This is a genomic window from Pseudomonas lactucae (assembly GCF_036688725.1).
Taxonomy (GTDB): Bacteria; Pseudomonadota; Gammaproteobacteria; order Pseudomonadales; family Pseudomonadaceae; genus Aquipseudomonas; species Aquipseudomonas lactucae.
Genome location: NZ_JAQQPT010000022.1, coordinates 38,715 through 63,200, shown reverse-complemented (window position 1 = coordinate 63,200; position 24,486 = coordinate 38,715). Strand labels below are relative to the sequence as shown.

At 63.4% G+C, this 24,486-nt stretch carries 24 protein-coding genes; 12 read left to right on the top strand and 12 right to left on the bottom strand.

What is annotated here, in order from left to right:
- Position 1: 1 nt before the first annotated feature.
- Genes V6M90_RS23550 through V6M90_RS23540 form a run of 3 tightly spaced genes read right to left on the bottom strand, consistent with a single transcriptional unit; the run spans position 2 to position 3,554 of the window.
- A complete protein-coding gene (locus V6M90_RS23550; protein WP_305427453.1) occupies positions 2 to 1,258 on the bottom strand; it encodes a dihydrolipoamide acetyltransferase family protein in 1,257 nt (418 codons plus the stop codon).
- On the bottom strand, positions 1,259 to 2,317 hold the full coding sequence (locus V6M90_RS23545) for an alpha-ketoacid dehydrogenase subunit beta (protein ID WP_065903963.1): 1,059 nt from the start codon (positions 2,315 to 2,317) through the stop codon (positions 1,259 to 1,261).
- Between the two features lies 1 nt (position 2,318).
- Positions 2,319 to 3,554, bottom strand: a complete 1,236-nt coding sequence (locus V6M90_RS23540; RefSeq protein WP_003174878.1) for a 3-methyl-2-oxobutanoate dehydrogenase (2-methylpropanoyl-transferring) subunit alpha — start codon at positions 3,552 to 3,554, stop codon at positions 2,319 to 2,321.
- Between the two features lie 194 nt (positions 3,555 to 3,748).
- Here V6M90_RS23540 and bkdR point away from each other — a divergent pair, with 194 nt between their 5' ends.
- Entirely contained in the window at positions 3,749 to 4,237 is a 489-nt protein-coding gene (gene bkdR, locus V6M90_RS23535) for a Bkd operon transcriptional regulator BkdR (protein WP_003174877.1), read from the top strand.
- Positions 4,238 to 4,297: 60 nt separating this feature from the next.
- On the opposite strand, the gene V6M90_RS23530 is transcribed toward bkdR, so the two are convergent.
- Positions 4,298 to 5,161, bottom strand: coding sequence for an MBL fold metallo-hydrolase (locus V6M90_RS23530; protein WP_003174876.1), 864 nt, complete (start codon positions 5,159 to 5,161; stop codon positions 4,298 to 4,300).
- A 94-nt stretch (positions 5,162 to 5,255) separates the two neighbouring features.
- Here V6M90_RS23530 and V6M90_RS23525 point away from each other — a divergent pair, with 94 nt between their 5' ends.
- From V6M90_RS23525 to V6M90_RS23500, 6 genes are all read left to right on the top strand, one after another.
- Entirely contained in the window at positions 5,256 to 5,591 is a 336-nt protein-coding gene (locus V6M90_RS23525; protein ID WP_003174875.1) for an ArsR/SmtB family transcription factor, read from the top strand.
- A 51-nt stretch (positions 5,592 to 5,642) separates the two neighbouring features.
- Entirely contained in the window at positions 5,643 to 6,887 is a 1,245-nt protein-coding gene (locus V6M90_RS23520; protein ID WP_332847212.1) for an NAD(P)/FAD-dependent oxidoreductase, read from the top strand.
- Complete coding sequence (locus V6M90_RS23515) at positions 6,888 to 7,700, top strand: sulfite exporter TauE/SafE family protein (protein WP_305427452.1); 813 nt, start codon at positions 6,888 to 6,890, stop codon at positions 7,698 to 7,700.
- Between the two features lie 157 nt (positions 7,701 to 7,857).
- Positions 7,858 to 9,033, top strand: a complete 1,176-nt coding sequence (locus V6M90_RS23510; protein WP_332847211.1) for a porin — start codon at positions 7,858 to 7,860, stop codon at positions 9,031 to 9,033.
- A 171-nt stretch (positions 9,034 to 9,204) separates the two neighbouring features.
- The gene (nosP, locus tag V6M90_RS23505) at positions 9,205 to 10,350 is read left to right on the top strand and encodes a nitric oxide-sensing protein NosP (protein ID WP_305427450.1); all 1,146 of its coding nucleotides are present in this window, start codon (positions 9,205 to 9,207) and stop codon (positions 10,348 to 10,350) included.
- Positions 10,292 to 12,232 carry a PAS domain-containing hybrid sensor histidine kinase/response regulator gene (locus V6M90_RS23500; protein WP_408637334.1) on the top strand — a complete coding sequence of 647 codons (1,941 nt, stop codon included), beginning with the start codon at positions 10,292 to 10,294 and terminating at the stop codon, positions 12,230 to 12,232. Before nosP ends, V6M90_RS23500 begins: the two co-directional genes overlap by 59 nt.
- 56 nt (positions 12,233 to 12,288) lie before the next feature.
- Here V6M90_RS23500 and V6M90_RS23495 read toward each other — a convergent pair whose 3' ends face one another.
- From V6M90_RS23495 to V6M90_RS23470, 6 genes are all read right to left on the bottom strand, one after another.
- Positions 12,289 to 12,954, bottom strand: coding sequence for a response regulator transcription factor (locus V6M90_RS23495; protein WP_332847210.1), 666 nt, complete (start codon positions 12,952 to 12,954; stop codon positions 12,289 to 12,291).
- A 27-nt stretch (positions 12,955 to 12,981) separates the two neighbouring features.
- A complete protein-coding gene (locus V6M90_RS23490; RefSeq protein WP_003174868.1) occupies positions 12,982 to 13,521 on the bottom strand; it encodes a PQQ-dependent catabolism-associated CXXCW motif protein in 540 nt (179 codons plus the stop codon).
- Positions 13,522 to 13,628: 107 nt separating this feature from the next.
- Entirely contained in the window at positions 13,629 to 14,420 is a 792-nt protein-coding gene (locus V6M90_RS23485) for an ABC transporter permease (protein ID WP_332847209.1), read from the bottom strand.
- On the bottom strand, positions 14,417 to 15,157 hold the full coding sequence (locus V6M90_RS23480) for an ABC transporter ATP-binding protein (RefSeq protein WP_332847208.1): 741 nt from the start codon (positions 15,155 to 15,157) through the stop codon (positions 14,417 to 14,419). Before V6M90_RS23480 ends, V6M90_RS23485 begins: the two co-directional genes overlap by 4 nt.
- Complete coding sequence (locus V6M90_RS23475; RefSeq protein WP_003174865.1) at positions 15,154 to 16,113, bottom strand: YVTN family beta-propeller repeat protein; 960 nt, start codon at positions 16,111 to 16,113, stop codon at positions 15,154 to 15,156. Before V6M90_RS23475 ends, V6M90_RS23480 begins: the two co-directional genes overlap by 4 nt.
- A gap of 30 nt (positions 16,114 to 16,143) precedes the next feature.
- Positions 16,144 to 17,316: an ABC transporter substrate-binding protein gene (locus tag V6M90_RS23470; RefSeq protein WP_305427447.1), complete on the bottom strand. Its 1,173-nt coding sequence runs from the start codon at positions 17,314 to 17,316 to the stop codon at positions 16,144 to 16,146.
- A 168-nt stretch (positions 17,317 to 17,484) separates the two neighbouring features.
- Between V6M90_RS23470 and V6M90_RS23465 the strand changes: the two genes are divergently transcribed.
- The gene (locus tag V6M90_RS23465; protein WP_332847231.1) at positions 17,485 to 18,747 is read left to right on the top strand and encodes a sensor histidine kinase; all 1,263 of its coding nucleotides are present in this window, start codon (positions 17,485 to 17,487) and stop codon (positions 18,745 to 18,747) included.
- Entirely contained in the window at positions 18,744 to 19,370 is a 627-nt protein-coding gene (locus V6M90_RS23460; RefSeq protein ID WP_003174862.1) for a response regulator transcription factor, read from the top strand. The genes V6M90_RS23465 and V6M90_RS23460 overlap by 4 nt, the downstream gene beginning before the upstream one ends.
- A gap of 125 nt (positions 19,371 to 19,495) precedes the next feature.
- Here V6M90_RS23460 and V6M90_RS23455 read toward each other — a convergent pair whose 3' ends face one another.
- A complete protein-coding gene (locus V6M90_RS23455; protein ID WP_003174861.1) occupies positions 19,496 to 20,143 on the bottom strand; it encodes a pentapeptide repeat-containing protein in 648 nt (215 codons plus the stop codon).
- A gap of 74 nt (positions 20,144 to 20,217) precedes the next feature.
- On the bottom strand, positions 20,218 to 22,122 hold the full coding sequence (gene exaA / locus V6M90_RS23450) for a quinoprotein ethanol dehydrogenase (RefSeq protein ID WP_003174860.1): 1,905 nt from the start codon (positions 22,120 to 22,122) through the stop codon (positions 20,218 to 20,220).
- 253 nt (positions 22,123 to 22,375) lie between these two features.
- On the opposite strand from exaA, the gene pedF reads away from it, so the two are divergent.
- From pedF to V6M90_RS23435, 3 genes are read left to right on the top strand one after another with little or no spacing between them, the layout of a single operon-like run.
- A complete protein-coding gene (gene pedF / locus V6M90_RS23445) occupies positions 22,376 to 22,837 on the top strand; it encodes a cytochrome c-550 PedF (protein WP_003174859.1) in 462 nt (153 codons plus the stop codon).
- 3 nt (positions 22,838 to 22,840) lie between these two features.
- A complete protein-coding gene (locus V6M90_RS23440; RefSeq protein ID WP_305427445.1) occupies positions 22,841 to 23,716 on the top strand; it encodes a substrate-binding periplasmic protein in 876 nt (291 codons plus the stop codon).
- Between the two features lie 9 nt (positions 23,717 to 23,725).
- A complete protein-coding gene (locus V6M90_RS23435; protein WP_003174857.1) occupies positions 23,726 to 24,475 on the top strand; it encodes a quinoprotein dehydrogenase-associated SoxYZ-like carrier in 750 nt (249 codons plus the stop codon).
- The last annotated feature ends 11 nt before the right edge of the window (positions 24,476 to 24,486 follow it).

The following is a 24,486-nucleotide window of genomic DNA, read 5'->3' as shown; positions in this document are numbered from 1 at the left end:
CTTACTCCAGGAACAGGCTGGCGGGTTGTTCGAGCAGGCCGCGAATGGCCTGGATGAATTGCGCCGCGTCCATGCCATCGACCACGCGGTGATCGAACGAACTGGAGAGGTTCATCATCTTGCGCACCACGATCTGGCCCTTGATCACCATCGGCCGCTCAACGATGCGGTTGACGCCGACAATCGCCACTTCCGGCAGGTTCAGCACCGGCGTGCTGACGATGCCGCCCAAGGCGCCCAGGCTGGTCAGGGTGATGGTTGAGCCCGACAGCTCATCGCGGCTGGCCTTGCCGTTGCGCGCGGCCGTGGCCAAACGCGCGATTTCCTCGGCATTGCCCCACAGGCTGCGTGCCTCGGCGTGACGCACCACCGGCACCATGAGGCCGACGTCGCTCTGGGTGGCGACGCCCACATGCACCGCGCCGAGTCGGGTGATGACCTGGGCTTCGTCGTCGTAACGCGCGTTGATCTGCGGGAAGTCGCGCAACGCCACGACCATGGCCCGTACGATAAACGGCAGCAGCGTCAGCTTGCCGCGTGTGGCGCCGTGTTTCTCATTGAGGTGTACGCGCAGCTCGTCCAGCGCGGTGACGTCGATCTCTTCCACATAGCTGAAATGCGCGGCGCGGCGGGTGGCGTCCTGCATGCGCTGGGCGATCTTGCGGCGCATGCCGATCACCGGGATCTGTTCTTCGTCGTTGCGTTCGGCGTAGGGGTTGGCCGCTGTGGAGGGCGTGGATGAGCCTTGTTGCAGATAGGCCTCAAGGTCTTCATGCAGAATCCGGCCCGCCGGGCCGCTGCCTTGCACCAGGCGCAGTTGAATCCCCGCATCCAGCGCATGCTTGCGCACCGCCGGCGAGGCCAGCGGACGTTCATCGGCTGCACGGGCCTGCGGCGCCTGGGCTTTCACCGCGACCGGCGCGGGTTTGTGTTCGACCGGTGCCGGTCTGGCTTCAACCACAGGCGCGGCCTTCGGCGGCTCAGCCGCCACCGGCGCGTCCTTGGCGTTACCGGCGCCTTCCACTTCAATGCTGATCAGAATACTGCCCACGGCCATGACCTCGCCCGGCTCGCCACCGAGGGAAATCACCTTGCCGTGCACGGGCGAGGGAATGTCCACCATCGCCTTGTCGGTCATCACATCCGCCAGCACCTGGTCTTCGACGACCAGGTCGCCGACCTTCACATGCCACTGCGACAATTCAACTTCCGCGATGCCTTCGCCGATGTCCGGCATCTTGATAACGTGCGTGCCCATTCAGACCTCCATGACCCGTTTCAACGCCGCGCCCACTCGGGACGGCCCTGGGAAATACGCCCACTCCTGCGCGTGCGGGTAGGGGGTGTCCCAGCCGGTGACGCGTTCGATCGGCGCTTCCAGGTGGTGGAAGCAATGCTCCTGCACCAGCGACACCAACTCGGCGCCAAAACCGCAGGTACGCGTGGCTTCGTGCACCACTACGCAACGGCCGGTCTTCTTCACCGACTTGACGATGGTCTCCAGGTCCAGCGGCCACAGGCTGCGCAGGTCAATGACCTCGGCGTCGATGCCGGTTTCTTCGGCGGCGACTTGCGACACATACACGGTGGTGCCGTAGGTCAGCACCGTCACGGCCGACCCCGGACGCACGATGGCGGCCACGTCCAGCGGCACGGTGTAGTAACCGTCCGGCACTTGCGCTTGCGGGTGTTTCGACCACGGGGTTACCGGGCGGTCGTGATGGCCGTCGAACGGGCCGTTGTACAGACGCTTGGGCTCCAGGAAGATCACCGGATCATCGTTTTCGATGGAGGCGATCAACAGGCCTTTGGCGTCATACGGGTTGGATGGCATCACCGTGCGCAGGCCGCAGACCTGGGTGAACACCGCTTCGATACTCTGGCTGTGGGTCTGGCCGCCGTAGATGCCGCCGCCGCAGGGCATGCGCATGGTCAGCGGCGCGGTGAACTGGCCGGCCGAGCGGTAACGCAGGCGCGCGGCTTCGGAGATGATCTGGTCGGTGGCGGGGTAGACGTAGTCGGCGAACTGGATTTCGGCCACCGGACGCAGGCCATAGGCACCCATGCCCACGGCCACGCCGATAATGCCGCTTTCGGAAATCGGTGCGTCGAACACCCGCGAGCTGCCGTACTTGGTCTGCAAGCCTTCGGTGCAGCGGAACACGCCGCCGAAATAGCCGACGTCCTGGCCGAACACCACCACGTTGTCGTCGCGTTCGAGCATCACGTCCATGGCCGAGCGCAGGGCCTGGATCATGGTCATGGTGGTGGTGGTCATGGCGGTTTCCAGTTCGATACTGTTGTTGTGATCGTTCATGTCAAACCCCCAGCTCTTGACGCTGGCGCTTCAAGTGCTCCGGCATCTCTTTGTAGACGTCCTCGAACATGGTCGCGGCGCTTGGAATCTGGCCGCCGGCCAGGGTGCCGTACTGTTCGGCCTGTTTTTGCGCCGCGATGACTTCGGCTTCAAGTTCGGCGGTGACTGCCGCGTGTTCCTCTTCGGACCACTGGCCAATCCTGATCAGGTGCTGTTTGAGGCGCGCAATCGGATCGCCCAACGGGAAGTGGCTCCAGTCGTCGGCGGGGCGGTATTTGGACGGATCATCGGAGGTGGAATGCGGGCCGGCGCGGTAGGTGACCCATTCGATGAGGGTCGGGCCGAGGTTGCGGCGCGCACGTTCGGCGGCCCAGGCGGAGGCCGCGTACACCGCGATAAAGTCGTTGCCGTCCACGCGCAAAGAGGCGATGCCACAACCGACGCCGCGTCCGGCGAACGTGGTGGCTTCACCGCCGGCGATGGCCTGGAAGGTGGAGATGGCCCATTGGTTGTTGACCACGTTGAGAATCACCGGCGCCCGGTACACGTGGGCGAAGGTGAGGGCGGTGTGGAAGTCGGACTCGGCGGTGGCGCCGTCGCCGATCCAGGCCGAGGCGATCTTGGTATCGCCCTTGATCGCCGAGGCCATGCCCCAGCCCACACCCTGTACGAATTGAGTGGCGAGGTTGCCGGAAATGGTGAAGAAACCCGCGTCTTTCACCGAATACATGATCGGCAACTGGCGGCCCTTGAGCGGGTCGCGTTCGTTGGACAGCAACTGGCAGATCAGGTCCACCAGCGGCACGTCGCGGGCCATCAGGATGCTTTGCTGGCGGTAGGTGGGGAAGCACATGTCGTCGATGTTCAAGGCCAGGGCCTGGGCGCTGCCAATGGCTTCTTCGCCAAGGCTCTGCATGTAGAACGACATTTTTTTCTGACGCTGGGCGACCACCATGCGGTTGTCGAAGATGCGCGTCTTGAGCATGGCGCGCATGCCCTTGCGCAGGATGTCTACCGGAACCCCTTCGGCCCATGGGCCCAGGGCCTGGCCCTGATCGTCGAGCACACGGATCAGGCCCTTGGCCAGGTCGGCGGTGTCGGCGGGTTCTACGTCGATGGCGGGTTTGCGCACCAGGCCGGCGTCGGATAGGCGCAGGTAGGTAAAGTCGGTCTTGCAGCCTGGTCGTCCCGAGGGTTCGGGGACGTGCAGGCGCAATGGTGCATACGGCTGGTTCATGGCTTCTACGCTCGATCTTGTGAATTTCTTGTAGTGGGCGCGCTAGCTGACAGTCAGTCTTCGGGTAGAAGAAATCCTGTCCTACAACAATCATAGGCGGGGCGTAGAAGAATATTTATCTGTGTTTCGTTGCGCTTGGGATCATTTGCGGATAAAAAAACTGCATAAACATAATAAACAGGTGATTTTGTCTCATGCGCAAACTGGACCGTACCGACATCGGCATTCTCAACGCTCTGCAGGAGAATGCCCGCATCACCAACGCCGACCTGGCCCGCTCGGTCAACCTGTCGCCCACGCCGTGCTTCAACCGGGTCAAGGCGATGGAAGAGTTGGGGCTGATTCGCGAGCAGGTCACCCTGCTCGACGCCGATCTGCTGGGGCTGCACGTCAACGTGTTCATCCACGTGAGCCTGGAAAAGCAGAACGAGCTGGCGTTGCAGCAGTTCGAAGGGGCGATTTCCGACCGCCCCGAGGTGATGGAGTGCTATTTGATGGCGGGCGACCCGGACTATTTGATCCGTGTGCTGGTGCCGACGATCCAGTCGCTGGAGCGCTTCATGATGGACTTTTTGACCAAGGTGCCGGGGGTGGCGAACATTCGGTCGAGTTTTGCGCTCAAGCAGGTGCGCTATAAAACCGCGCTGCCCCTGCCGGCCAACGGCATCAGCCTCGGTTCCTGACTCAACTCGGTTAAAAACTGTGGGAGGGAGCAAACCCCCTCCCACAGTTTTAACCGCATTTCAAAGTTGGTTGAGCGGGATCTTCAGGTAAGTCACGCCGTTCTCTTCTGCTGGCGGCAGATTCCCCGCCCGCACATTCACCTGGATCGCCGGCAGCAGCAACGTCGGCATCCCCAGCCCCGCATCCCGCTGGGTGCGCATCGCCACGAACGCGGCCTCATCCACACCGTCATGCACATGAATATTCCCCGCGCGCTGCTGCGCCACGGTGGTTAAGCATTGGGCCTCGCGACCTTCGGGCGGGTAGTCATGACACACGTACAACCGCGTCTCGGGCGGGAAGGCCAACAGTGTGCGCATCGACGCATACAACTGCCGGGCATCGCCACCGGGGAAGTCGCAGCGGGCGGTGCCCACGTCGGGCATGAACAGCGTGTCACCCACCAGAATCAAGCGCCCGTCGATCAAATAGGCCATGTCGGCGGGGGTGTGTCCCGGAACATGCAGGGCCTGAGCCTTCAAATTGCCGATGTGGAAGACCTCATCCGGCGCGAACAGGTGATCGAACTGCGAGCCGTCGACGCGAAATTCCGGCTCCAGGTTGAACAGGTGCTTGAACACGTCCTGCACCTTGCTGATGCTCTGGCCGATGGCGATCTTGCCGCCCAGGGTGCGACGCAGGTACGGCGCGGCCGATAAGTGGTCGGCGTGGGCATGGGTTTCCAGCAACCACTCGACCTGCAGCTGGTGTTCGCGGACAAAGGCAATAACCTTGTCGGCCTGGCGCGTGTCGGTGCGCCCGGAGGCCGGGTCGTAGTTGAGCACCGAATCGACGATGGCGCAGGGGCCGCCGTCTGTTTCATAGACGACGTAGGTGTAGGTCGACGACGCCTCGTCCAAAAAGGAATGAATCAACGCTGACATGACGGCTACCCCTGCTGCGGAAAAAAGTGATTACAATCACTTTACATTTACACATAATGTTTCGAGCTTAAGTGACGCAAAGGACCCGAGGCAAATGGAATCTACTCTGAGTGAAGGCGAAGTCGCCCAGTTGCGTGCGTCGGCGTCCAAGGCCTGCGCGTTGCTCAAGGCGTTGGCCAATGAGGACCGCTTGCTGATCCTGTGCCAGTTGACCCAGGGCGAGCGCAACGTCGGCGAGCTGGAAGCCCTGACGGGCGTACGCCAGCCCACGCTGTCGCAACAGTTGGGCATTTTGCGCGATGAAGGGTTGGTCGCCACCCGTCGGGAAGGCAAATATATTTTCTACGGATTGGCCAGCCACGAAGTGATTCAAGTGATGAAGACCCTGTCCGGCCTGTACTGCGGCGCGGTGATAAAAAGCTGGGCGTGACGCCATACGGCAGCGACCCTTGTGTGCATTGACGATAAAAGGCAATAGACCATGACCGACCAACACTGGGGCCCAACCATCAGTGGCGATATCGTTGTCATCGGCGGCGGTTCGGCGGGCATCGGCCTGCTGGCCAGCTTGCTCAAGCGCGACCCGCACCTGAACATCACCCTGATCGAACCGAGCGACTATCACTGTTACCAGCCAGCCTGGACCCTGGTCGGCGGTGGCGCCTATGACGTGAAAAAGACCCGTCGCCCCCTGGCTGACGTGCTGCCCAATGGCGTGACCTGGGTGCAGGCGGCCGTCACTGAGCTGCTGCCGGACGAGCAGACCCTGGTGCTCGACAGCGGCCAGCGCGTCACCTGGAACAACCTGATTGTCTGCCCCGGCCTGCGCCTGGCCTGGGAAAAAATCGAAGGCCTGGAAAACACCCTGGGCCAGCACGGCGTCACATCCAACTACAGCTACGAACACGCGGCCTACACCTGGCAACTGGTGCGGCAACTCAAGGGCGGCAAGGCGCTGTTTACTCAGCCGGCGATGCCGATCAAATGCGCCGGTGCGCCGCAAAAGGCCATGTACCTGTCCTGCGATCACTGGCTCAAGCAGGGCAACCTCAAGCACATCGACGTCGAATTCAACCTGGCCGGCGCGGCGTTGTTCGGCGTGGCGACCTTTGTGCCGCCGCTGATGAAGTACGTGGAAAAATACAACGCGCGCCTGGCGTTCAATTCCAACCTGGTGAAGGTCGATGGCCCGGCGCGCAAGGCCTGGTTCGAGGTGAAGGATGCCGAAGGCAATGGCACCGTCGAGGAGAAATCCTTCGACATGCTGCACGTGGTCCCCCCACAGGTGTCTCCGGATTTTATCCGCCACAGCCCGCTGGCCGACGCCGCCGGTTGGTGCGACGTGAACCCCCACAGCCTGCAACACCTGCGTTACCCGCACATTTTCGGCCTGGGCGATGTGTGCGGCACCACCAATGCCAAGACTGCCGCCGCCGTGCGCAAGCAAATCGTGGTGGTTGCCGAAAACCTGCTGGCCCTGCGCAAACAGGCGCCGCTGCCGCTCAAGTACGACGGCTACGGTTCCTGCCCGTTGACGGTGGAGAAGGGCAAGGTGGTACTGGCCGAGTTCGGCTACGGCGGCAAGTTGCTGCCGACGTTCCCCCTCGATGCGACCCGTGCGCGGCGTTCGATGTGGTTCCTCAAGGCCACCTTGCTGCCGTGGTTCTACTGGAACGGCATGCTCAAGGGCCGCGAGTGGCTGACCCGCCTGAGCAAGGTGGACTGAATGCTGCTGGCCAGTGTGTTGGGGTTGTTGATGGGCCTGGTCATGGGCCTGACCGGTGCGGGCGGCGGCATCCTCGGGGTGCCGGCGTTGGTGCTGGGCCTGGGGTTGAGCATGACCCAGGCCGCGCCAATCTCGCTGCTCGCGGTGGGCGCGGCGGCGGCCGTCGGGGCGATTGACGGCTTGCGCCATGGCCTGGTGCGTTACCGCGCCGCGTTGTTGATCGCGTTGCTGGGCGGGCTGTTTTCGCCGCTGGGCGTGTTCTTTGCCCACCAATTGCCGGAACCACTGCTGATGGGCCTGTTCAGTGCGCTGATGGTGCTGGTGGCCTGGCGCATGCTGCAGCGCGAAAAGCTCGAGGTCGGGCCGAGCGACCACGGCGCCGCGTCCTGGGGTCAGAAGAACTGCATGCTCAACCAGCAGACCGGGCGCCTGGCCTGGACCGCCAAGTGCAGCGCCACCCTGGCCGCGTTGGGCGCCGTGACCGGTGCGGTGTCCGGCCTGCTCGGCGTGGGTGGCGGTTTCCTGATCGTACCGGCGTTCAAGCAGCTCACCGACGTGCAGATGCGCGGCATCGTCGCCACGTCGCTGATGGTCATCAGCCTGATTTCGCTGATCGGCGTGGCGGGGGCGTTGCGTGCGGGCGTGCGCATCGAGTCGGTCGGGTGGATGTTCATCGGCGCGAGCATCGTCGGCATGCTGGTCGGCCGACGCCTGTGTTCGGTGATTCCCGCGCGCGCCTTGCAGGTGGGGTTTGCCGGCCTCTGTGTACTGGTTGCCGTGGGCATGTTGGCCAAGGCCGGTCTTACGCATTAAGTGCCGGGCCTGCGAGCGGGCCCGTCTTACGCCAGAATTGCCGGGCACCCGCTGCCCACCCAAAGCACCTTCAAACCACGGCCAAGGCAGCGTAGGCCGTGGCCTGGCGCCTTTCGATAATCGCCTCCGACATCAAGTCCCCGTTGCGGAGCGCGTTATGCATAACAATAAAAATGTCCCCCTGCGTCTGTTACCTGCGTTTATCGTCGGCCTGAGCCTCAGCCCGTTGGCTGGCGCCGAAATCATGCTGTACGACAAGGACGAAACCACCTTTTCCACCGACGGCTACATCAACGCTTTCTACGTCAACAGCGATGTGGACCGCGCCGGCGACCAGTACGACCGCCGTCAATCCCGCGTGAAGATGGGCTTCCTGCCCAACTACCTGGGCTTCAACATGAGCAAGCAGGTCGACGACCTCAAGCTCGGCGCCCGCGCCTCGTTCTGGGTCACCATCAACGACAGCGAAACCAACGGCACCGACACCGCCATCGACGTGCGCCAGTTCTACGGCACCGTGGCCAACCCCGAGTGGGGCGAAGTGCTGATCGGCAAGGACTTCGGCCTGTTCGCCCGCTCCAACATCCTGCTCGATGAACTGCTAGCCGGTTACGGCCAGGTCAGCGACAGCCTCGGCCTGGTGGACGGCGGCGGGGCGTCGTTCGGCAATATCGGCAGCGGTTACCCATACCCGTTCCCCACCTCGCAGATCACCTATCGCACTCCGGTGATGGACGGCCTGCGCGTGGCCGTCGGCATCATGGACCCGGTCGACACCAACGACAGCAGCGCCGTGGGCAAGGCCTACCAGGAGAACCCGCGCACCGAAAGCGAGGTCACCTACCAGTTCGACCTGGGCGGGGCGAAGATCTACAGTTGGCTCAACGGCAGCTACCAGACCTCCGATAACACCGACTCCTCCGTGGCCTCGGTCACCTCCAAGGGCCTGGGTTATGGCGTGCAAGCCAAAATGGGCGGCTTGTCGCTGACCGGTTCCGGCTTCCAGGCCAAGGGCATCAACCCGTTCTTCACCAACAATGCCGGGGAGGCCACCCTGCGTAATGTGGACAGCAACGGCTACCTGGTGCAGGGCTCGTACAAACTGGGCAAGAACCGCCTGGCGCTGTCCTACGGTAAAACAAAGGATGACGGCAACGGCGTGGTGGGCAGTGGCGCGGATTATGAGACGCGCGGGGTTGCGCTGTTTCATGACGTGAACGACAACCTGAAGCTGGTGGCCGAGTACAACCAGTTCCAGATCAAGGGGCATGACACCAGCGCCCAGAATGAAGACACCGATACCTTCGCCGTCGGTGCTGTCTTGACTTGGTAATGCGGTTAACTGTGGGAGGGGCGGTGCGACGATTCGACTTGCCCCTCCCACATTTTGATCTCCATCAGTCTTGAGAGAGTCATCCCATCGCATCCCCCTACCCAGTACACAAGTAGCATAGGTCCCGCCCCCAGCCCTTCGTACACTCATGCCTCAGAGGGGGAACCAACGATGCATAACAGTGAAGGCGTAGTCAGCGCCATGTCCCAGGCCACCGACGCGGGGCAGGCGGCTGAGGAGTTGGCCCGCCAACTGCTGCACCCCTACCTGGGGTTTGTGCTGTTTTTCTGTTCGGCTTCCTACGATTTGCAGGCGTTGGGCCAGGCCTTGCAACAGTGTTTCGGCAATGTGCGCGTGGTGGGTTGCACCAGCGCCGGCGAGATCACGCCCCAAGGCTACGGCCGCAATTGCATTACCGCGATGGGTTTCAACCATGCGCACTTTTCCATCGCCACCGAGCTGATCGACCAGGTCGAGCACTTCAGCCTGATCGACGCCCAGCACATGGTCGAACGGCTGGTCGGCGGTTGCCGCAGCAATACCCTGGCCCCCATCAAAGGCAACACGTTTGCCCTGACCCTGCTCGATGGTCTGTCCAGCCGCGAAGAGATGGTGCTCGCCGCCCTCAGCGCCGCCCTTGGCGATATCCCGCACTTTGGCGGCTCGGCTGGCGATGACAACTTTCTCACCCACACCCACGTTTACTTCAACGGCGCGTTCCACAGCGGCGCGGCGGTGGTGGTGTTGGTCAATACCTGGCTGGATTTCGAGGTGTTCACCACCCACCACATCCTGCCGCGAGCGGAGAAACTGGTGGTGACCGGTGCCGACAGCCCCTCGCGCCGGGTCTATGAACTCAACGCCGAACCCGCCGCCGAAGAGTATGCCCGGCATATCGGCGTGGCGGTGGCCGACCTCGACCACCGCACCTTCGCCGCCCACCCGCTGGCGGTGCGTATCCATGACCAGTACTACGTGCGCGCCATCCAACAGGTGCACGCAGACCTGAGCCTGAGTTTCTACTGTGCGGTGGAAAACGGCATCGTGCTGACCGTGATGACGCCCGGCCCGATCCTGCCCAACCTGGAAAGCCTGTTCGACGGCCTGCACTCACGCCTTGGCGACTTGCTGCTGACCCTCGGCTGCGACTGCTTCCTGCGCCGCCTGGAGCTGGAAGACGCCGGCGACCTGGAGCAGATCGGCAGCTTCCTGCAAGCCAAGCGGGTGATGGGTTTCAACACCTACGGAGAACAGTTCAATGGCATGCATATCAACCAGACCTTCACCGGGGTCGCCATTGCCCGCGGCCGGCGCTGAACTGCTCGCCCAGTTGGCCCAGCTGCGACAGGACAATCACAAGCTGGCGCGGATCAACGCGGCGCTGATCGAGCGCATCGAGTCCGGCATGAGCCAGGGCAATAACCCGTACACCACCTTCCAGCATTCGGTGGTGCTGGCCGAGCAAGTGCGCGAACGTACCGATGCGCTGAACCAGGCGATGGCCGAACTCAAGGCCAGCAACCACCTGCTGATCAACGCCCGGCTGCGCGCCGAAACCCTGCGCGGCGAACAAGTGGCGGCGCAGAAAGCCCAGGAAAGCGAGCGCTGGATTCGCCTGATCACCGATAACGTACCGGCGCTGATCGGCTACCTGAATGCCGACCTGGTCTATGAGTTCACCAATAAAGTCTACGAAGAATGGTACTGCTGGCCGCGCGGCATGATGCTCGGCCAGAGCCTGCGCCAAGTGCACAGCGAACAGCACTGCCAGCGCCTGGACGCCTACGTCGCCCGCGCCCTGGCCGGCGAGAGCGTGACCTTCGAATTCGCCGAGACCAATATCAATAACCAGGAACGCTACATGCTGCGCTCCTACGTGCCGAACATGCTGGCCAGTGGCGAAGTGGTGGGGATCTTTGTGTTGATCCGCGACATCACCGAACGCCGCCGCACCGCCGAAGCCCTGCACCAGGCCTATCAGCACCTGGAACAGCGCGTCGCCCAGCGCACCTCGGAACTCACGGCGCTCAATGACCAATTGCTCAAGGAAATCGACGAGCGCCGGCGCATGGAAAGCCGCCTGCGCGAGGCCAAGCTGGAGGCTGAACAGGCCAACCTGTCAAAAACCAAATTCCTCGCGGCCGTCAGCCACGACCTGCTGCAACCGCTCAACGCCGCACGGCTGTTCACCAGCGCCTTGTTGGAGCGCCCGAGTGAAAAACTGGTGCGCAACGTGAGCAATTCCCTGGAAGACGTGGAAAACCTGCTGGGCACCCTGGTGGATATTTCCAAGCTGGACGCCGGGGTGATCAAGGCCGATATCGCGCCGTTCGCCTTGAGCGAATTGCTCGATAACCTGGCCGCCGAGTACACCGAATTGGCCCGCAGCGAAGGGCTGGAGCTGCACTTCATCGGCTGTTCCGCGCTGGTGCGCAGCGACATCCAGCTATTGGCGCGGATCCTGCGCAACCTGCTGAGCAACGCGATCCGCTACACTTATCAAGGGCGCATTGTGCTGGGGTGTCGACGCCAGCATCAGCGCTTGTCGATCCAGGTGTGGGACAGCGGCATGGGCATCGCCGAGGAGCGTCTGGAAGAGATTTTCCAGGAGTTCAAGCGTGGCGATGTGCAGCGTCCAGACCAGGATCGTGGCTTGGGCCTGGGGTTGGCGATCGTGGAGAAAATCGCCGGGATTCTTGGTCATCGCATCAGTGTCAAATCCTGGCCGGGCAAGGGCTCGATGTTCTCGGTGGAGGTGCCCTTGAGCGCCACCGCGCCCAAGTCGCTGCCGACGCTGGCCATGAGTGAACCGATGCTCGAACGCCTGCAAGGCGCACGGGTGTGGGTGCTGGATAACGACGCGGCGATCTGCGCGGGAATGCGCACTTTGCTCGAAGGCTGGGGCTGCCAGGTGATTACCGCATTGTCCGAGCAAGACCTGGCACGGCAGGTGGACAACTACCATGCCGAGGCGGATTTGCTGATCGCCGACTACCACCTCGACGACGACCAGAACGGCGTTGACGCCGTCGCCCGCATCAACGCCCGACGCGGTCGCGCGATAGCTGCGCTGATGATCACCGCCAACTACAGCAACGAATTGAAGCAGCAGATCCGCGAGTTGGGGCACACCTTGATGCACAAACCGGTGCGCCCGATGAAGCTCAAAATCGCGATAAGCCACCTGCTCGGCAAGTGAACAGCGAAGTACCCTCCAATGGAGATCCCACATTTGACCTGTGTTGTGTCTGGGGATCAGCGGCGCAGGTAGGAGCCGAAATCGATATCCCCGGCACTTAGGATCGCCTGCACCCGGTTATGCACATTCAACTTGCGCAGGATCGCCGACACATGGGCCTTCACCGTGGTCTCGGCAATTTCCAGGGTGTACGCGATCTGCTTGTTCGACTCGCCCTTGGTCATGCGCTCCAGCACCAGCAACTGCTTGCGCGTCAGGGCCTGCAACAGTTCAGGGGCAAAGCCCGGGTTTTCGTTGAGGCGCCTGTGGGTGCCGGTTTTCTGGGTGCGGATGATGTCGGGCGGCAAGTACACATTGCCGTTGAGAATCTGCTGGATCGCCTCGGTCATTTGCAGGCGTGGCGAGGACTTGGTGATAAAGCCCACCGCGCCATAGGTGATGGCTTGCAGCACGATCTGCTTGTCCTGCTCGGCCGAGACGATCACCACCGGGATGGTCGGTGCCTCGTTGCGCAGGTTGATCAAACCGTTGAGGCCGTGCATGCCGGGCATGTTCAGGTCCAGCAGGATCAAATCGAGGTCATCGTGTTCCTGGGTCAGGACAAGGGCGCTGTCCAGGTCGGCGGTTTCCATCACCTCGCTGCCGGGGAAGCCGTCGCTGATGACGTTGTGGATCGCCTCGCGAAACAGCGGGTGATCGTCGGCTATCAGGATTTTGTACATGGCCGTTCACCTTCTTGTTGTGGGTTTTTATTGAAAAGGCTCGGGTGTCGCAGCCGTCACCGGCAGCTTTGCCGCTTCCCACGCGTCCAACCCATCGCGATACCAATACACAGAGGTATAGCCCAGGTTGGCGGCACGTTTTACCGCGTTCCAACTCAGCCAGCAATCGGAGCGGCAGTAGAACACCAGCGGGCGTGCGAGGTTGCCGCCGGTGAGCCTGTACAGGTGGCGCACGAAGTAGCCTTGCCACTCGGGCGTGAGGTTGCCATCGCCGGTGTTGGCCAGCCAGTGGCTGCCGGGCAGGTTGGCGTGGGGTTGGTCTTCGATGAAGCGACCTTGCAGCCACTGGCGGCGGTACACGTCGATCAGCACCGGTGGCGGCGTTTGGTTGAGCAGGGTTTGCAGGGCAGGGGTGTCGACAATCGTGGCGCCCGGCAGGTGGTCGGGCGTGGGGCTGCGGTACAGGCCGATGCGATAGCCGTCGATGGAAAACAGCGGGGTGTCGGCCTGAGCGTTGACGCAGAGCAGGCACAGCAACGCCAACAGGGGCAGTCGTGAAGGCAGCATGACGGTGTAGTCCTTATCGTTATGCCGCCATTACACGTGAGTCGCGCTGCCTTGGGAATGCGACGATAGACAGCAAAACCAGTACTAAAGTAGTAGTTTTGCCGCCCTCAACCTTTTTTGCGCAGCGCCGCGTGCTGGGGGTTGAAGGTCAGCACCGCCAACAGCGTGAACAGCACGGTCAGCCCCAGGCACACCGCCAGTGCCAGCCCGGCGAAGCGCTCATACAGGGCAAAGCGCACCAGCTCCACCGCATGGGTAAACGGGTTGATCGCGCACAGCCAGTACAACCACTCGCTGGAGTCGCGCATCTTCCACAGCGGGTACAGCGCCGAAGACATGAAAAACAACGGGAAGATCACGAAGTTCATCACCCCGGCGAAGTTTTCCAATTGGCGAATCGCGTTCGACAGCAACAAGCCCAGGGCACTGAGCATCAACGCCACCAGCAGCAACGCGGGCAGGGCGAGCAACAGCCCCATGGCCGGCGGTTGCACGCCATACACCCAGGCAATCGCCAGGAAGCCGTATACCTGCAACAACGAGATCAACGCTGTGGCCAAGAGTTTGCCGCACAGCAAAAACGTACGCGGCAACGGGCTGGTCAACAGCACGCGCATGCTGCCCATCTCGCGGTCGTAGACCATCGACAGCGAACCTTGCATGCCATTGAACAGCAAGATCATGCAGGCCAGGCCGGGGATGATGTAGACCTCGTAGGGGATGTAGGTGTCGTAGGGCTCGATCACCGAGATACCCAGGGCCGCGCGGAACCCGGCGGCAAACACCACCAGCCACAGCAGCGGGCGCACCAGGGCGCTGAGAAACCGCGTGCGCTGCAACACAAAGCGCAGCCATTCACGCAGCACGATGCCGCGCAGGCATTGCCAATAAGCGCTCATGCCGCGGCCCCCGCAATGGCGGGGCGCGTCAGCCGGGCGAACAGGCTGCCCAGATCATCGCCCTGTTGTTGAGTGAGCACATCGACTTGCCCGCTGGCCACCAAGCGGCCCTGATGCAGAATCATCAGTGCGTCGCTGGCCTGCACCTCATCCAGCAAGTGGGTGGTCCACAGCACGCTGATGCCGTGTTCGGCGCACAGGCTGCGCACATGCTGGTTCAGGGCCAGGCGGCTGGCGGGGTCGAGGCCGACGCTGGCTTCGTCGAGCAGCAGCACGCGCGGCTCATGCAGCAACGCCCGGGCAATTTCCACGCGCCGACGGTGCCCGCCGTTGAGTTCGCGAACCTTCTCGCGTCGCCGCTCGGTGAGGCCCTGGCGCGCCAGTTCGGCCTCGACCCGTGCGTCGGTCCGGCGCCGCGACAAGCCGTGCAGCGCGGCGTGGTAGCGCAGGTTCTGTTCCACGCTCAAGTCCAGGTCCAGGGTGCTTTGCTGGAACACCACGCCCAGTTGGGGGAGGGCGGCACGCGGTGCCCCGCGCAAGGAATGCCCGCACACGCGGATATCGCCGGTCTGCAGGTCATACAGGCGGGTCAGCAGGGCAATCAATGTCGATTTACCCGCGCCGTTGGGCCCCAGCAATGCCGCAAACTGTCCCGCGGCCAGGCTGAAACTCACCGCGCTCAAGGCCTCGCGCGAGCCGTAGGCGAAACTCAGCGCACGGACCTCCAGGGCACTCATGGCGTCACCACCACGCCCCAGGGGTAGCGCCCGACTTTCACCGACTTGATCACCTTGAGGCTGTCCACGTCGATCACCGACACATCACCGCTCACGCCGTTGGTGGCCAGCAGTTGTTTCTGGTCCGGGGTAAACGCCATCTGCCACACGCGGCGGCCCACCAGCAGGTAGTCGAGGATCTCGAACGTCTTGGCATCGATCACCGCCACATGGTTGGCCGGGCCGAGGGCGACAAAGCCGTATTTGCCGTCGGCGCTGAGCTTGATGCCTACCGGCTGCACCTTGTCCGGGTGCACGCCTTTGATGGCGAACGTCAGGGTCTTGAGGACCGCGCGGCTGGCCACGTCGAGAATGGTCACGGTGCCGCCGATTTCCGCCGACGCCCACAGCTGCGAGCCGTCGTGGTTGAACTCGACAAAGCGTGGGCGCTGGTCCACCAGGGTGCTGTCGGCCAGGGTCTGGGTGCTGGTGTCGATCCAGTGCAGCATGTTCGTGGTTTCGCTGGTGTTCACCGCCCACTTGCCGTCCGGGCTCACCGCCATGCCCTCGGGCTCGACGCCGACGTTGATCTGGCCGAGCACCTTGGCGGTCTCGGTGTCGATCACCGTGACCAGCGCATCGTCTTCGTTGGACACATACAGCCAGCGATTATTGGGGTGCAGGGCAAACTGCTCGGGGTCTTTGCCGGAGGGCAGTTCCTTGATGATCTTGCGCGTGGCCACGTCCATCACCTGCACCCGGTCCGAGTCGCTGGCGCAGATGTACAGCAGCTTGTTGTCATGGGACAGCAGCAGGCCCCGCGGGCGCTGGCCGACCTTGAGGGTGTCGGTGACTTGCAGGGTCTGCAGGTCGATCAGGCTCAGGCTGTTGTCTTTCTCGTTGGAGACCCAGGCGGTGCTGGCCACCGCGTGCCCGGCGGCGAGCAGCAGGGCGCATGAGAGCAGGGTGCGGCGCATGGCGGATTCCTTATTATTGTGGGACGGCGATCAGGGAAAGCGGCAAGTCACCTCGGGCTTGTCGTAGCCCAGGCTGTCCATTTCATTGGTGGGGTGCAGGAAACCGTCCTGGGGTGAGGTGCTGACCAGGGCGCGCGGTTGTACGAGGGGTATCGGTTGGCGCAGCTCGCCGTTCCAGGGGCGGTAGCTGAGCTTGCGGCCCTTGAAGCCGTCCAGCGGCAGGTGTTCGCTGAGCGCCAGTTGGCGGATCGCCATGGCATCGGCCTGGCGCAACCGGCTCACCGCGCTGGCGACGCTGCGCACGGCCATCCAGGCGGCGAAGTCGCGGTCGTTCATCCAGCGCCCGGCCAGGGCCTCGAAGCGTTTTTGCAATTGGGCCGCGCCGTAGGTCTCGACGGTTTTGTGCCAGCCGGTGGGCGTCAGGCCCTGGGTCCCGGCGACGGGACGCGGGTACCAGGTTTGATAGGGCACGTACTCGCCGAAGTCGCCGCGTTCGTCGGCCACCAGCACCACATCGTATTCGGCGGTCTGGGTGAACAGTGGCATATCCGCCTGGGCGCTGCGGCGTTGGTCGTTATCGAAACGCCAGGATTTTTCCGCCACCAGTTGCACACCGAAGCGTCTGGCGGCGCGGCGCAGGGCGGCGGCATAGGCGTGGTCATCGTCGGTGGGGCCGACGATCAGCAGCGCCTTTTGCCATTTGCGCAGCACCAGAAACTGCGCCAGGGCATCGGCGAGCATCGCGCGGCTGGGCAAGGTATGCAGCACATTGTTCAGGCAGTCGGTGCTGCGCAGGCTGTCGTCGGGGCTGCCGGCGTTGAACAGCAGGCTGTCGGGCAGGGCGGCGCTGAGTTGGCGCAGGCTGGCGGCGGGGGCGTTCACCACGAACAGGCGCAGGCCCTGGTCGTGTTGGGCCTTGGCGGCGGCGAGCAGCGCGTCGGCCGTGTCCACCGTGGCGGTGGCCAGGCTGTAGCGTTGATTGAGAAAGGCGCCGGTGCTGTTGCTGTCGATGATCGCCAGTTCGGCGCCGCGTTGCCCGGCATCGGCGGGTTCGGCAATCACATTCGACAGCAGCGGCCCAGGGTCAGGTCGATAGCCCAGGTAGCCGATCTGCACCTGCAACGGCGTCTCGGCGGCCTGGCCGGTGGTGGCCCAGGCGATCGCCATCAGGCAGACCACGGCATAAGGGGCGAGCTGGCGCATAAGGCACTCCATGACAGGTAGCGCCAGCATAGGAAGCCTTGGGGGCGCTGCAAATATGCAGAAAGTACCGCCGGGCCAGTACCAAGGTAGTAGCCCCACGCGCGCCGTGCGGTTTTAGCATGGAACACCAGAGGCCCTTTTCACAGGAGTGACACCAGCATGCGCGTCTTGTCGGCCTTGTGGCGGATCAACCTGTGGGTGTGCGGCTTCTTCGTCCTGGTCACCTGCGCCTGCACCGCGCTGTTGTTGCACCAGGCGCTGGCGGACGTGGAGCGCGAGTTGCAGTCGGCCGAAGCGGTGGTGCACTACCTGAGCGAGACCGCCGCGCGCGACCCCGCCAGCCTGCAACCCAAACTCACCGCCAGCCTGCGCCATGTGCGCGTGCACTGGCTCAAGCCGGGCGAGACCGTGCGCACGCCCACGGCGCAGGGCCTGGATGCCTGGCTCGGGCGCCTATTGTTCGTCGAGGCCCGGCGCACGGCCCAGGTGCTGGACTTGCCGGACGGTCGGCGCGTCGCCATCGCGGTCGACCCACGGGATGAAATCGACGAGGTCTGGGACTCCCTGCAGCAACTGCTGGGCCTGTGCATCATGGCGCTGGCGCTGAGCCTGTTGACCATCCGCTGGGCGGTGCGCCGTGGCATGGGCGTGCTGGACGAACTGCTGCGCGCCCTGCAACAGGTGTGCGCCGGCCGGCTCAATGTGCGCTTGCACACGCATGGCTCGCCGGAAGCGCGGCAACTGGCACTGCACTTCAACCGCATGACTGACGCCCTGGAACAGGCGCGCACCGACAACACCCAACTTACCCAAACCTTGCTGGCGGTGCAGGAACAGGAACGTACCCACTTGGCCCAGACCCTGCACGACGACCTCGGCCAGTACCTGGCCGGTATCCGCGCCCAGGCGTGCCTGTTGCGCCTGGTGGCCGATCAGCCTCAGGTGCTTACGCGCACGGTAGGGCAGCTGGAGGAACACTGCGAACAGTTGCAGCAAGGGTTCCGCGCGCTGGTCCACGACCTTTACCCGGTGGCCCTGCAACACCTGCCGATGGCCGAGGCGTTCGCCATGCTGGTCACGCAGTGGCAGGCCAGCCACGGCATCCCGTGCCGGTTGCAGGTCAGTAGCGACTTGCCGACGTTATCCGGCGCCAGCAAGACCCACCTGTATCGCCTGCTCCAGGAAGCCCTGACCAACATCCTGCGGCATGCCAACGCCAGCCAGGTGCACGTGCGCCTGCAGCATCGCGGTTCGCGTCTGCGCCTGTGGGTGCGCGATAACGGGCGCGGTGCACAGACGCCCCAGCGTCCGGGCGTGGGCCTGTATTCCATGGCTGAGCGCGCGCGCTGCCTGGGCGGCGAATTGAAGATCCTCAGCCACCCCGGCGCCGGCTGGGCGTTGGCAGTGAACATGCCGTTGGAGGCCACATGAATATTCTGTTGGTGGATGACCATGCGGTGGTGCGCCAGGGCTACGCCAGCCTGTTGCGCGCATTGCTGCCGGCTATCGAGGTGCGCGAGGCGGCCAGTGGCGAAGAGGCCTTGAGCCGAGTACAGGAAGCGGTGCCGAACCTAGTGATCATGGACTTCGGCCTGCCGGGCATCAGTGGCCTGGAAACCACCCGCCGCCTGCGCCAGCGCCTGCCGCAGTTGCGTGTGCTGTTTTTCAGCATGCACGACGAATTGCCGCTGGTACGCCAGGCTCTGGACGCAGGGGCCTCAGGCTACCTGACCAAAAGCTCGGCGCCTGAGGTGTTGATTGAAGCGGTGCGGCGCATCCTCGACGGCCACGCCTACATCGAACAGGCGCTGGCTACCGAACTGGCCTATACGCCCAGCGATCAACGCTTGCAGGGCATGACGCCGCGGGAGTTGGAAATTTTCCTGATGCTGGCCAGGGGCACGCCTACCCGAGCGATTGCCGACCGGCTGAATATCAGCAGCAAGACCGTGTCCAACCACCTGACCCTGCTCAAGAGCAAGTTGCAGGTGAGTTCCCATGCTGAATTGGTGCATTTGGGGATCGACATGGGGGTGGTGCGGGTGGCTGGATAGGCGGGCCAGTGCGTAACGCCTGTGGGAGGGGGCTTGCTCCCGATAGCGGTGGGTCAGTTGACGTATCGGCAACTGATGTACTGCTATCGGGAGCAAGCCCCCTCTCACATTTGAATGGCGGTGTGCTAACGGTCCCAGGTGGTGGGGCAGTCCATGCAGCCTTCCATATTGGCGTCCTGAAAGTTCGCATAGTGCTGGCGACTGCCGGTGAGCTTCGCATTTTCCAGGTTGCTTTCACCAAACTTGGCCTCCTGCAAATTCGCATCACTCAGGTCGGCCCCCTGCAAATCCGCCTTGCTCAACCACGTCATTTCCAGATCCGCCGCACGCAGGTTGACCTTGTGCATCTTCGCTCCCGACAGCCGCGCAAATTGCAGGTACGCCGCGCTGAGGTTGGCGTTTTCAAACTGCGCGCCCTGGGCAAACAGGCCCCAGCCTTGCACCGCCATCAACGTGGCGCCGGTGAAGTCGGCCAGGCGCAGGTTGCTTTGTTGCAGGCTGGCGCGGGTGAGGTTGGCGCCTTGCAGCTGGGCTTTTTCCAGGTTGGCCAGGTCGAGGTTGGCGTGGCGCAGGTCAGCTCCGCGCAGGTCGGCGCCGGCCAGGTTCATCTTGCCGAGGTTCTGGTTGCGCAGGTTGGCGTCCTTGAGGTTGGCGCCGGGGCATTGGCTGTGTTCGGCGATGGTGCAGCCGTTGATGATCAGCGGGGCGTCGTCGCCATCGTCGGCGTGCGCCAGGGGCAGGGAGAGCAGGAGTAACAAGGGCAGGTAGTTCATCGTGAGATCTCTGTGATACCTGTGGCGAGGGAGCAAGCTCCCTCGCCACAAAAGCCGCTCCGCATGATCCAGAGCTATTTTTGGGCGGTTTTCTGATCCCAGCTCGGAATCTTGAACACCCAGAACGACCCGCCTTGCGCCACCGGTTTGGTCAGCTCGGCCATGTCGCCACCCCACAGCGGCACCGCGCCGCCATAGCCGACGGTCACGCCGACATACTGCTCGCCATCCTGCTCCCAGGTGATCGGCGGCGAGACGATGCCGCTGCCGGTCTGGAACTTCCACAGTTCCTTGCCGGTTTTCGCGTCGAAAGCCTTGAAGAAACCATCGCCGGTGCCGGTGAACACCAGGTTGCCCTTGGTCGCCAGCACGCCGGCCCACAGCGGCAAGGCTTCCTTGTGCTCCCACACCACCTTGCCGGTGGTCGGGTTCATCGCCCGCAGGGTGCCGACGTGGTCGTCATACATGCGCTTGATGCGAAAGCCCATGCCCAGGTACGCCGAGCCCTTCTTGTAGTTGACCTCTTCGGTCCAGTATTCCTCTTTCCACTGGTTGCCCGGGATGTAGAACAGCCCGGTGTCCTGGCTGTAGGCCATGGGGTTCCAGTTCTTGCCCCCCAGGAACGGCGGCGAGACTTCCACCGGCTTGCCCTTGGTTTCACCCGGCAATGGCTTGGCCGGGCGCTGGCCGGGGTTTTCCACGGGGCGACCGGTCTTCAGGTCGATATGGCTGGCCCAGGTGATGTTGTCCACGAACGGGAAGGCGTTCTGCAGCTTGCCGTTGTTGCGGTCGACCACGTAGAAGAAACCGTTGCGGTCGGCGTGGCCGGTGGCCTTGACCACTTTGCCGTCCTTGCCCTTGTAGTCGAACAGCACCAGTTCGTTGTTGCCGGAGAAGTCCCAGGCGTCGTTCGGGGTGTGCTGGTAGAACCACTTCACTTCGCCGGTGCTCGGGTCGACACCCACTTGGCCGGAGGTGTAGAGGCTGTCGAAGTCGTGGGGGTTGCCGTCCTTGGCGGTGCGCGCCCAGGTGTTCCACGGGCCGGGGTTGCCGGCGCCGACGATAATAGTGTTGGTCTCGGCATCGAAACTCGCGCTCTGCCAGGGCGCGCCACCGCCATGGCTCCAGGCCTCGACCTTGCCGGTTTCGGTGGTCGGGTCGTCCGGCCACGACGGTGCTTTTACGTCGCCGGTCGGCGTGCTGTCCTTGCCGTTCAGACGGCCCATATGGCCCTCCACGAAAGGGCGCATCCACACTTCTTCGCCGGTGTCCGGGTCGCGCGCATACAGTTGGCCGACCACGCCGAATTCATCGCCGGAGCTGCCGTGGATCAGCAACACCTTGCCGCTGACTTTGTCTTTGATCAGTACCGGCGCGCCGGTCATGGTGTAGCCGGCGGCGTGGTCGCCGAATTTCTTGTTCCACACCACTTTGCCGGTGTTTTTGTCGAGGGCGATCAGGCGCGCGTCGAGAGTGCCGAAGTAGATCTTGTCGCCGAAGATCGCCGCGCCGCGGTTGACCACGTCACAGCACGGGCGAATGTTGTCGGGCAAGCGGTGGTTGTAGGTCCACAGGCGCTTGCCGGTCTTGGCGTCGAGGGCAAACACGCGGGAGTAGGAACCGGTGACATAGACCACGCCGTCGCTGACGATGGCCTGGGATTCCTGGCCGCGCTGCTTCTCGTCGCCGAACGAATAGGACCAGGCCGGGGTGAGCTTGAACACGTTCTTGTCGTTGACCTGGGCCAGCGGGCTCCAGCGCTGGGCGTTGGTGCCCATGCCGTATTGCAGCACGTCCTTGGTCGTCAGGTGGTCGTTGGCGATGTCTTCCCAGGTGACGTTGCGCGTCGGCTTTTGAGTAGAAGGGGTCGGTTCGGCGGCGGCGAAGCTTGTCGCACTCAACGACAGGCTGCCGACCAGCAGCAAGGCCTGCAGGGCAAGGCTCAACGGTGAAAGGGCGGGTAGCGATCTTATTGTCATGGTTGCGGTTCCCAGTGGAGGTTTTGGCCTGCACAGGGTGGAGCGCGCGGCATTGGGCGGATACGGAAAAAGTCCCGCTGTGGCCGGGAAGACTTCCCGGACCGCCTCTGTTTTAGGCGTGCCCCACAAGCCCTACTACCAAGGGAGGATAGGGCGGCCACCAAAGCAGCATACGGGCCATGCCCAGGGCTTTCTAAGATGGTTGCCATAGCCTCTGCAATGAGGTTTTGCGTGCAATCCTGAGGGCAAAATAATGACAACAAAACACAATGCCTGGCTCGTGGCTGGCCTGTTGGTGGGTGCGATCGGTGCCGGCTCCGCCTGGGCCCATGGCAACGTCGTTCCGCAAGCGGTGGAAACCAAGGGCCTGACCTCGGTCAAGGACGCCGGAGTACCGGTGGACGCCGATGGCTGGGCGGCGGTGAACCCGTACCGCACCTCGCCGGAACATGACAAGGCAGTGGAAATCGGCTCGTCCGCCTACAACCAGAACTGCGCCGCCTGCCACGGCCTGGAAGCCAAGTCCGGTGGTATCGCCCCGGACCTGCGCATGCTGGATGCGGGTGAGGCCGGTGATGAGTGGTTTGTCGAGCGTGTGCGCCATGGCGCCGTGCGCGACGGCCGGGTGTACATGCCGAAAATGGCCGACTACCTGAGCCAGGAAGCCTTGTGGGCGGTGCGTACCTACCTGGACTCCGTGCGCGTCGAGGAGTAAGCCATGCGCCTGTTCGCGTATGTGCTTGGCCTGGCCCTGCTGTGTTGCCAGACGGCACAGGCGCAGGTGCGCAGCTACGACCAGATGATCGCCGCCGGTGAGATCAAGGTGGCGGTCTATAAGGATTTTGCCCCCTACAGCTTCCAGGACGGCGGCACCCCACGGGGTGTCGACGTGGAGCTGGCCCAGGCCTTGGCCAAGGCGCTGGGGGTGCAGCTCACACTGATCTGGGCGCCGGCTGGCGAGAAGCTCGACGACGACCTGCGCGACTACATCTGGCGCGGCAGCCCATTGCACAACCAGCAATTGGCCGACCTGATGATGCGTGCCCCCTACGACCACGCCTATGCGCAAAAGCGTAATGACCAGGGCGAACTGGAAAACGGCCATGTGGTGATGTTCGGGCCGTACCAGAACGAACAATGGCAGGTGGCCTACGACCGTCGACGGCTGGACAAGGTCGCCAGCGTGGCGGTGTTCGAGCAGCACCCGATTGGCGTCGAAGTCGACAGCGTGCCGTCGTTCTACCTCACCTCGGTGTTCAACGGCATGCTCGCCGGCAAGACCCGCCACTACCCCGACGTGCCCCAGGCCTTTGCGGCGATGAAGGCCGGCGAGGTCGACGCGGTGATGGCCATGCGCGGTGAAATCGACTGGCAGGTGCACGAGGCCCACGACCCGCAACTGGCCCTGGCGCAAAACGCCTACCCCAATATGGGCAAGCAGCGCTGGGAGATCGGCATGGCGGTGCATGAGAGCAATCGCCAGTTGGCCTATGCGGTAGAGGAGGCGCTGGAAGGCCTGATCCGCGACGGTGCGGTGCAAGCGATCTATGCCCGTTACGGCCTGCAGTACGAAGTGCCGCAGATGTATCAATAGGAGCAGGCGATGAACTGGCGATTGAGCTGCATCCTGGCTTGCTGGCTGCCGCTGGCGGCTCACGCCGTGGAAGTCGACCCGGTGCCGTCGGTGATGTGGGCCTTCTACCACAAGCAGTTCCTGGCGGATGCGCCGTTTGTGTTCGATGAGCGGGTCAAGCTGTTGGCGCCACCCTTCGCCGAAGATGCGCGCCAGGTGCCGCTGGAAATCGACGCCCGTGCGTTCAAAGGGCAGGTGGTGAAAATCCTCGCCTGGGCCGAACTCAACCCATTGCCGAAAATCGTCGACTTCCAACCCAAGGCCGGTGTGTTGCCCTGGCTGTCGATCCGCATCCGCATCGAACAGGCCACGCCGTTGCGCGCGGCGGTGCTCACCGAGGATGGGCTGTGGCACGTCGGTTCTACCCTGATCGACGCCGCCGGTGGTGGCTGCACCGCACCCAGCGTGGTGCGCACCCAACCCGGGTGGGAGGAGCATATCGGCGAAGTGCTCGGCGGCCGTTACCCGCGTGGCGAATTCAGCCGGGTGCGGGTCCAGGTTGCTCACCCGATGGACAACGGCATGGTCAGCGGCATTCCGGAATTTTTTATCAACCATGCGCAACTGCGTGGCCAGGACGATCAGGTGCTGGCCGAGCTGGAGCTGTTCCCGGCGGTCAGCGAAAACCCCAACCTGGCCTTCGACATCGATGCTCCAGGGCCCACCCGCCTGGTGCTGCGTGACAACAGCGGCAACCAGTTCGACGCCGCCATCCCCTGACCAGAAGGAGC

Bases quoted from the DNA above. Each gene is read 5' to 3' on its own strand.
- V6M90_RS23550 (WP_305427453.1), bottom strand. From the start codon at position 1,258: ATGGGCACGCACGTTATCAAGATGCCGGACATCGGCGAAGGCATCGCG.
- V6M90_RS23545 (WP_065903963.1), bottom strand. From the start codon at position 2,317: ATGAACGATCACAACAACAGTATCGAACTGGAAACCGCCATGACCACC.
- V6M90_RS23540 (WP_003174878.1), bottom strand. From the start codon at position 3,554: ATGAACCAGCCGTATGCACCATTGCGCCTGCACGTCCCCGAACCCTCG.
- bkdR (WP_003174877.1), top strand. From the start codon at position 3,749: ATGCGCAAACTGGACCGTACCGACATCGGCATTCTCAACGCTCTGCAG.
- V6M90_RS23530 (WP_003174876.1), bottom strand. From the start codon at position 5,161: ATGTCAGCGTTGATTCATTCCTTTTTGGACGAGGCGTCGTCGACCTAC.
- V6M90_RS23525 (WP_003174875.1), top strand. From the start codon at position 5,256: ATGGAATCTACTCTGAGTGAAGGCGAAGTCGCCCAGTTGCGTGCGTCG.
- V6M90_RS23520 (WP_332847212.1), top strand. From the start codon at position 5,643: ATGACCGACCAACACTGGGGCCCAACCATCAGTGGCGATATCGTTGTC.
- V6M90_RS23515 (WP_305427452.1), top strand. From the start codon at position 6,888: ATGCTGCTGGCCAGTGTGTTGGGGTTGTTGATGGGCCTGGTCATGGGC.
- V6M90_RS23510 (WP_332847211.1), top strand. From the start codon at position 7,858: ATGCATAACAATAAAAATGTCCCCCTGCGTCTGTTACCTGCGTTTATC.
- nosP (WP_305427450.1), top strand. From the start codon at position 9,205: ATGCATAACAGTGAAGGCGTAGTCAGCGCCATGTCCCAGGCCACCGAC.
- V6M90_RS23500 (WP_408637334.1), top strand. From the start codon at position 10,292: ATGGCATGCATATCAACCAGACCTTCACCGGGGTCGCCATTGCCCGCG.
- V6M90_RS23495 (WP_332847210.1), bottom strand. From the start codon at position 12,954: ATGTACAAAATCCTGATAGCCGACGATCACCCGCTGTTTCGCGAGGCG.
- V6M90_RS23490 (WP_003174868.1), bottom strand. From the start codon at position 13,521: ATGCTGCCTTCACGACTGCCCCTGTTGGCGTTGCTGTGCCTGCTCTGC.
- V6M90_RS23485 (WP_332847209.1), bottom strand. From the start codon at position 14,420: ATGAGCGCTTATTGGCAATGCCTGCGCGGCATCGTGCTGCGTGAATGG.
- V6M90_RS23480 (WP_332847208.1), bottom strand. From the start codon at position 15,157: ATGAGTGCCCTGGAGGTCCGTGCGCTGAGTTTCGCCTACGGCTCGCGC.
- V6M90_RS23475 (WP_003174865.1), bottom strand. From the start codon at position 16,113: ATGCGCCGCACCCTGCTCTCATGCGCCCTGCTGCTCGCCGCCGGGCAC.
- V6M90_RS23470 (WP_305427447.1), bottom strand. From the start codon at position 17,316: ATGCGCCAGCTCGCCCCTTATGCCGTGGTCTGCCTGATGGCGATCGCC.
- V6M90_RS23460 (WP_003174862.1), top strand. From the start codon at position 18,744: ATGAATATTCTGTTGGTGGATGACCATGCGGTGGTGCGCCAGGGCTAC.
- V6M90_RS23455 (WP_003174861.1), bottom strand. From the start codon at position 20,143: ATGAACTACCTGCCCTTGTTACTCCTGCTCTCCCTGCCCCTGGCGCAC.
- exaA (WP_003174860.1), bottom strand. From the start codon at position 22,122: ATGACAATAAGATCGCTACCCGCCCTTTCACCGTTGAGCCTTGCCCTG.
- pedF (WP_003174859.1), top strand. From the start codon at position 22,376: ATGACAACAAAACACAATGCCTGGCTCGTGGCTGGCCTGTTGGTGGGT.
- V6M90_RS23440 (WP_305427445.1), top strand. From the start codon at position 22,841: ATGCGCCTGTTCGCGTATGTGCTTGGCCTGGCCCTGCTGTGTTGCCAG.
- V6M90_RS23435 (WP_003174857.1), top strand. From the start codon at position 23,726: ATGAACTGGCGATTGAGCTGCATCCTGGCTTGCTGGCTGCCGCTGGCG.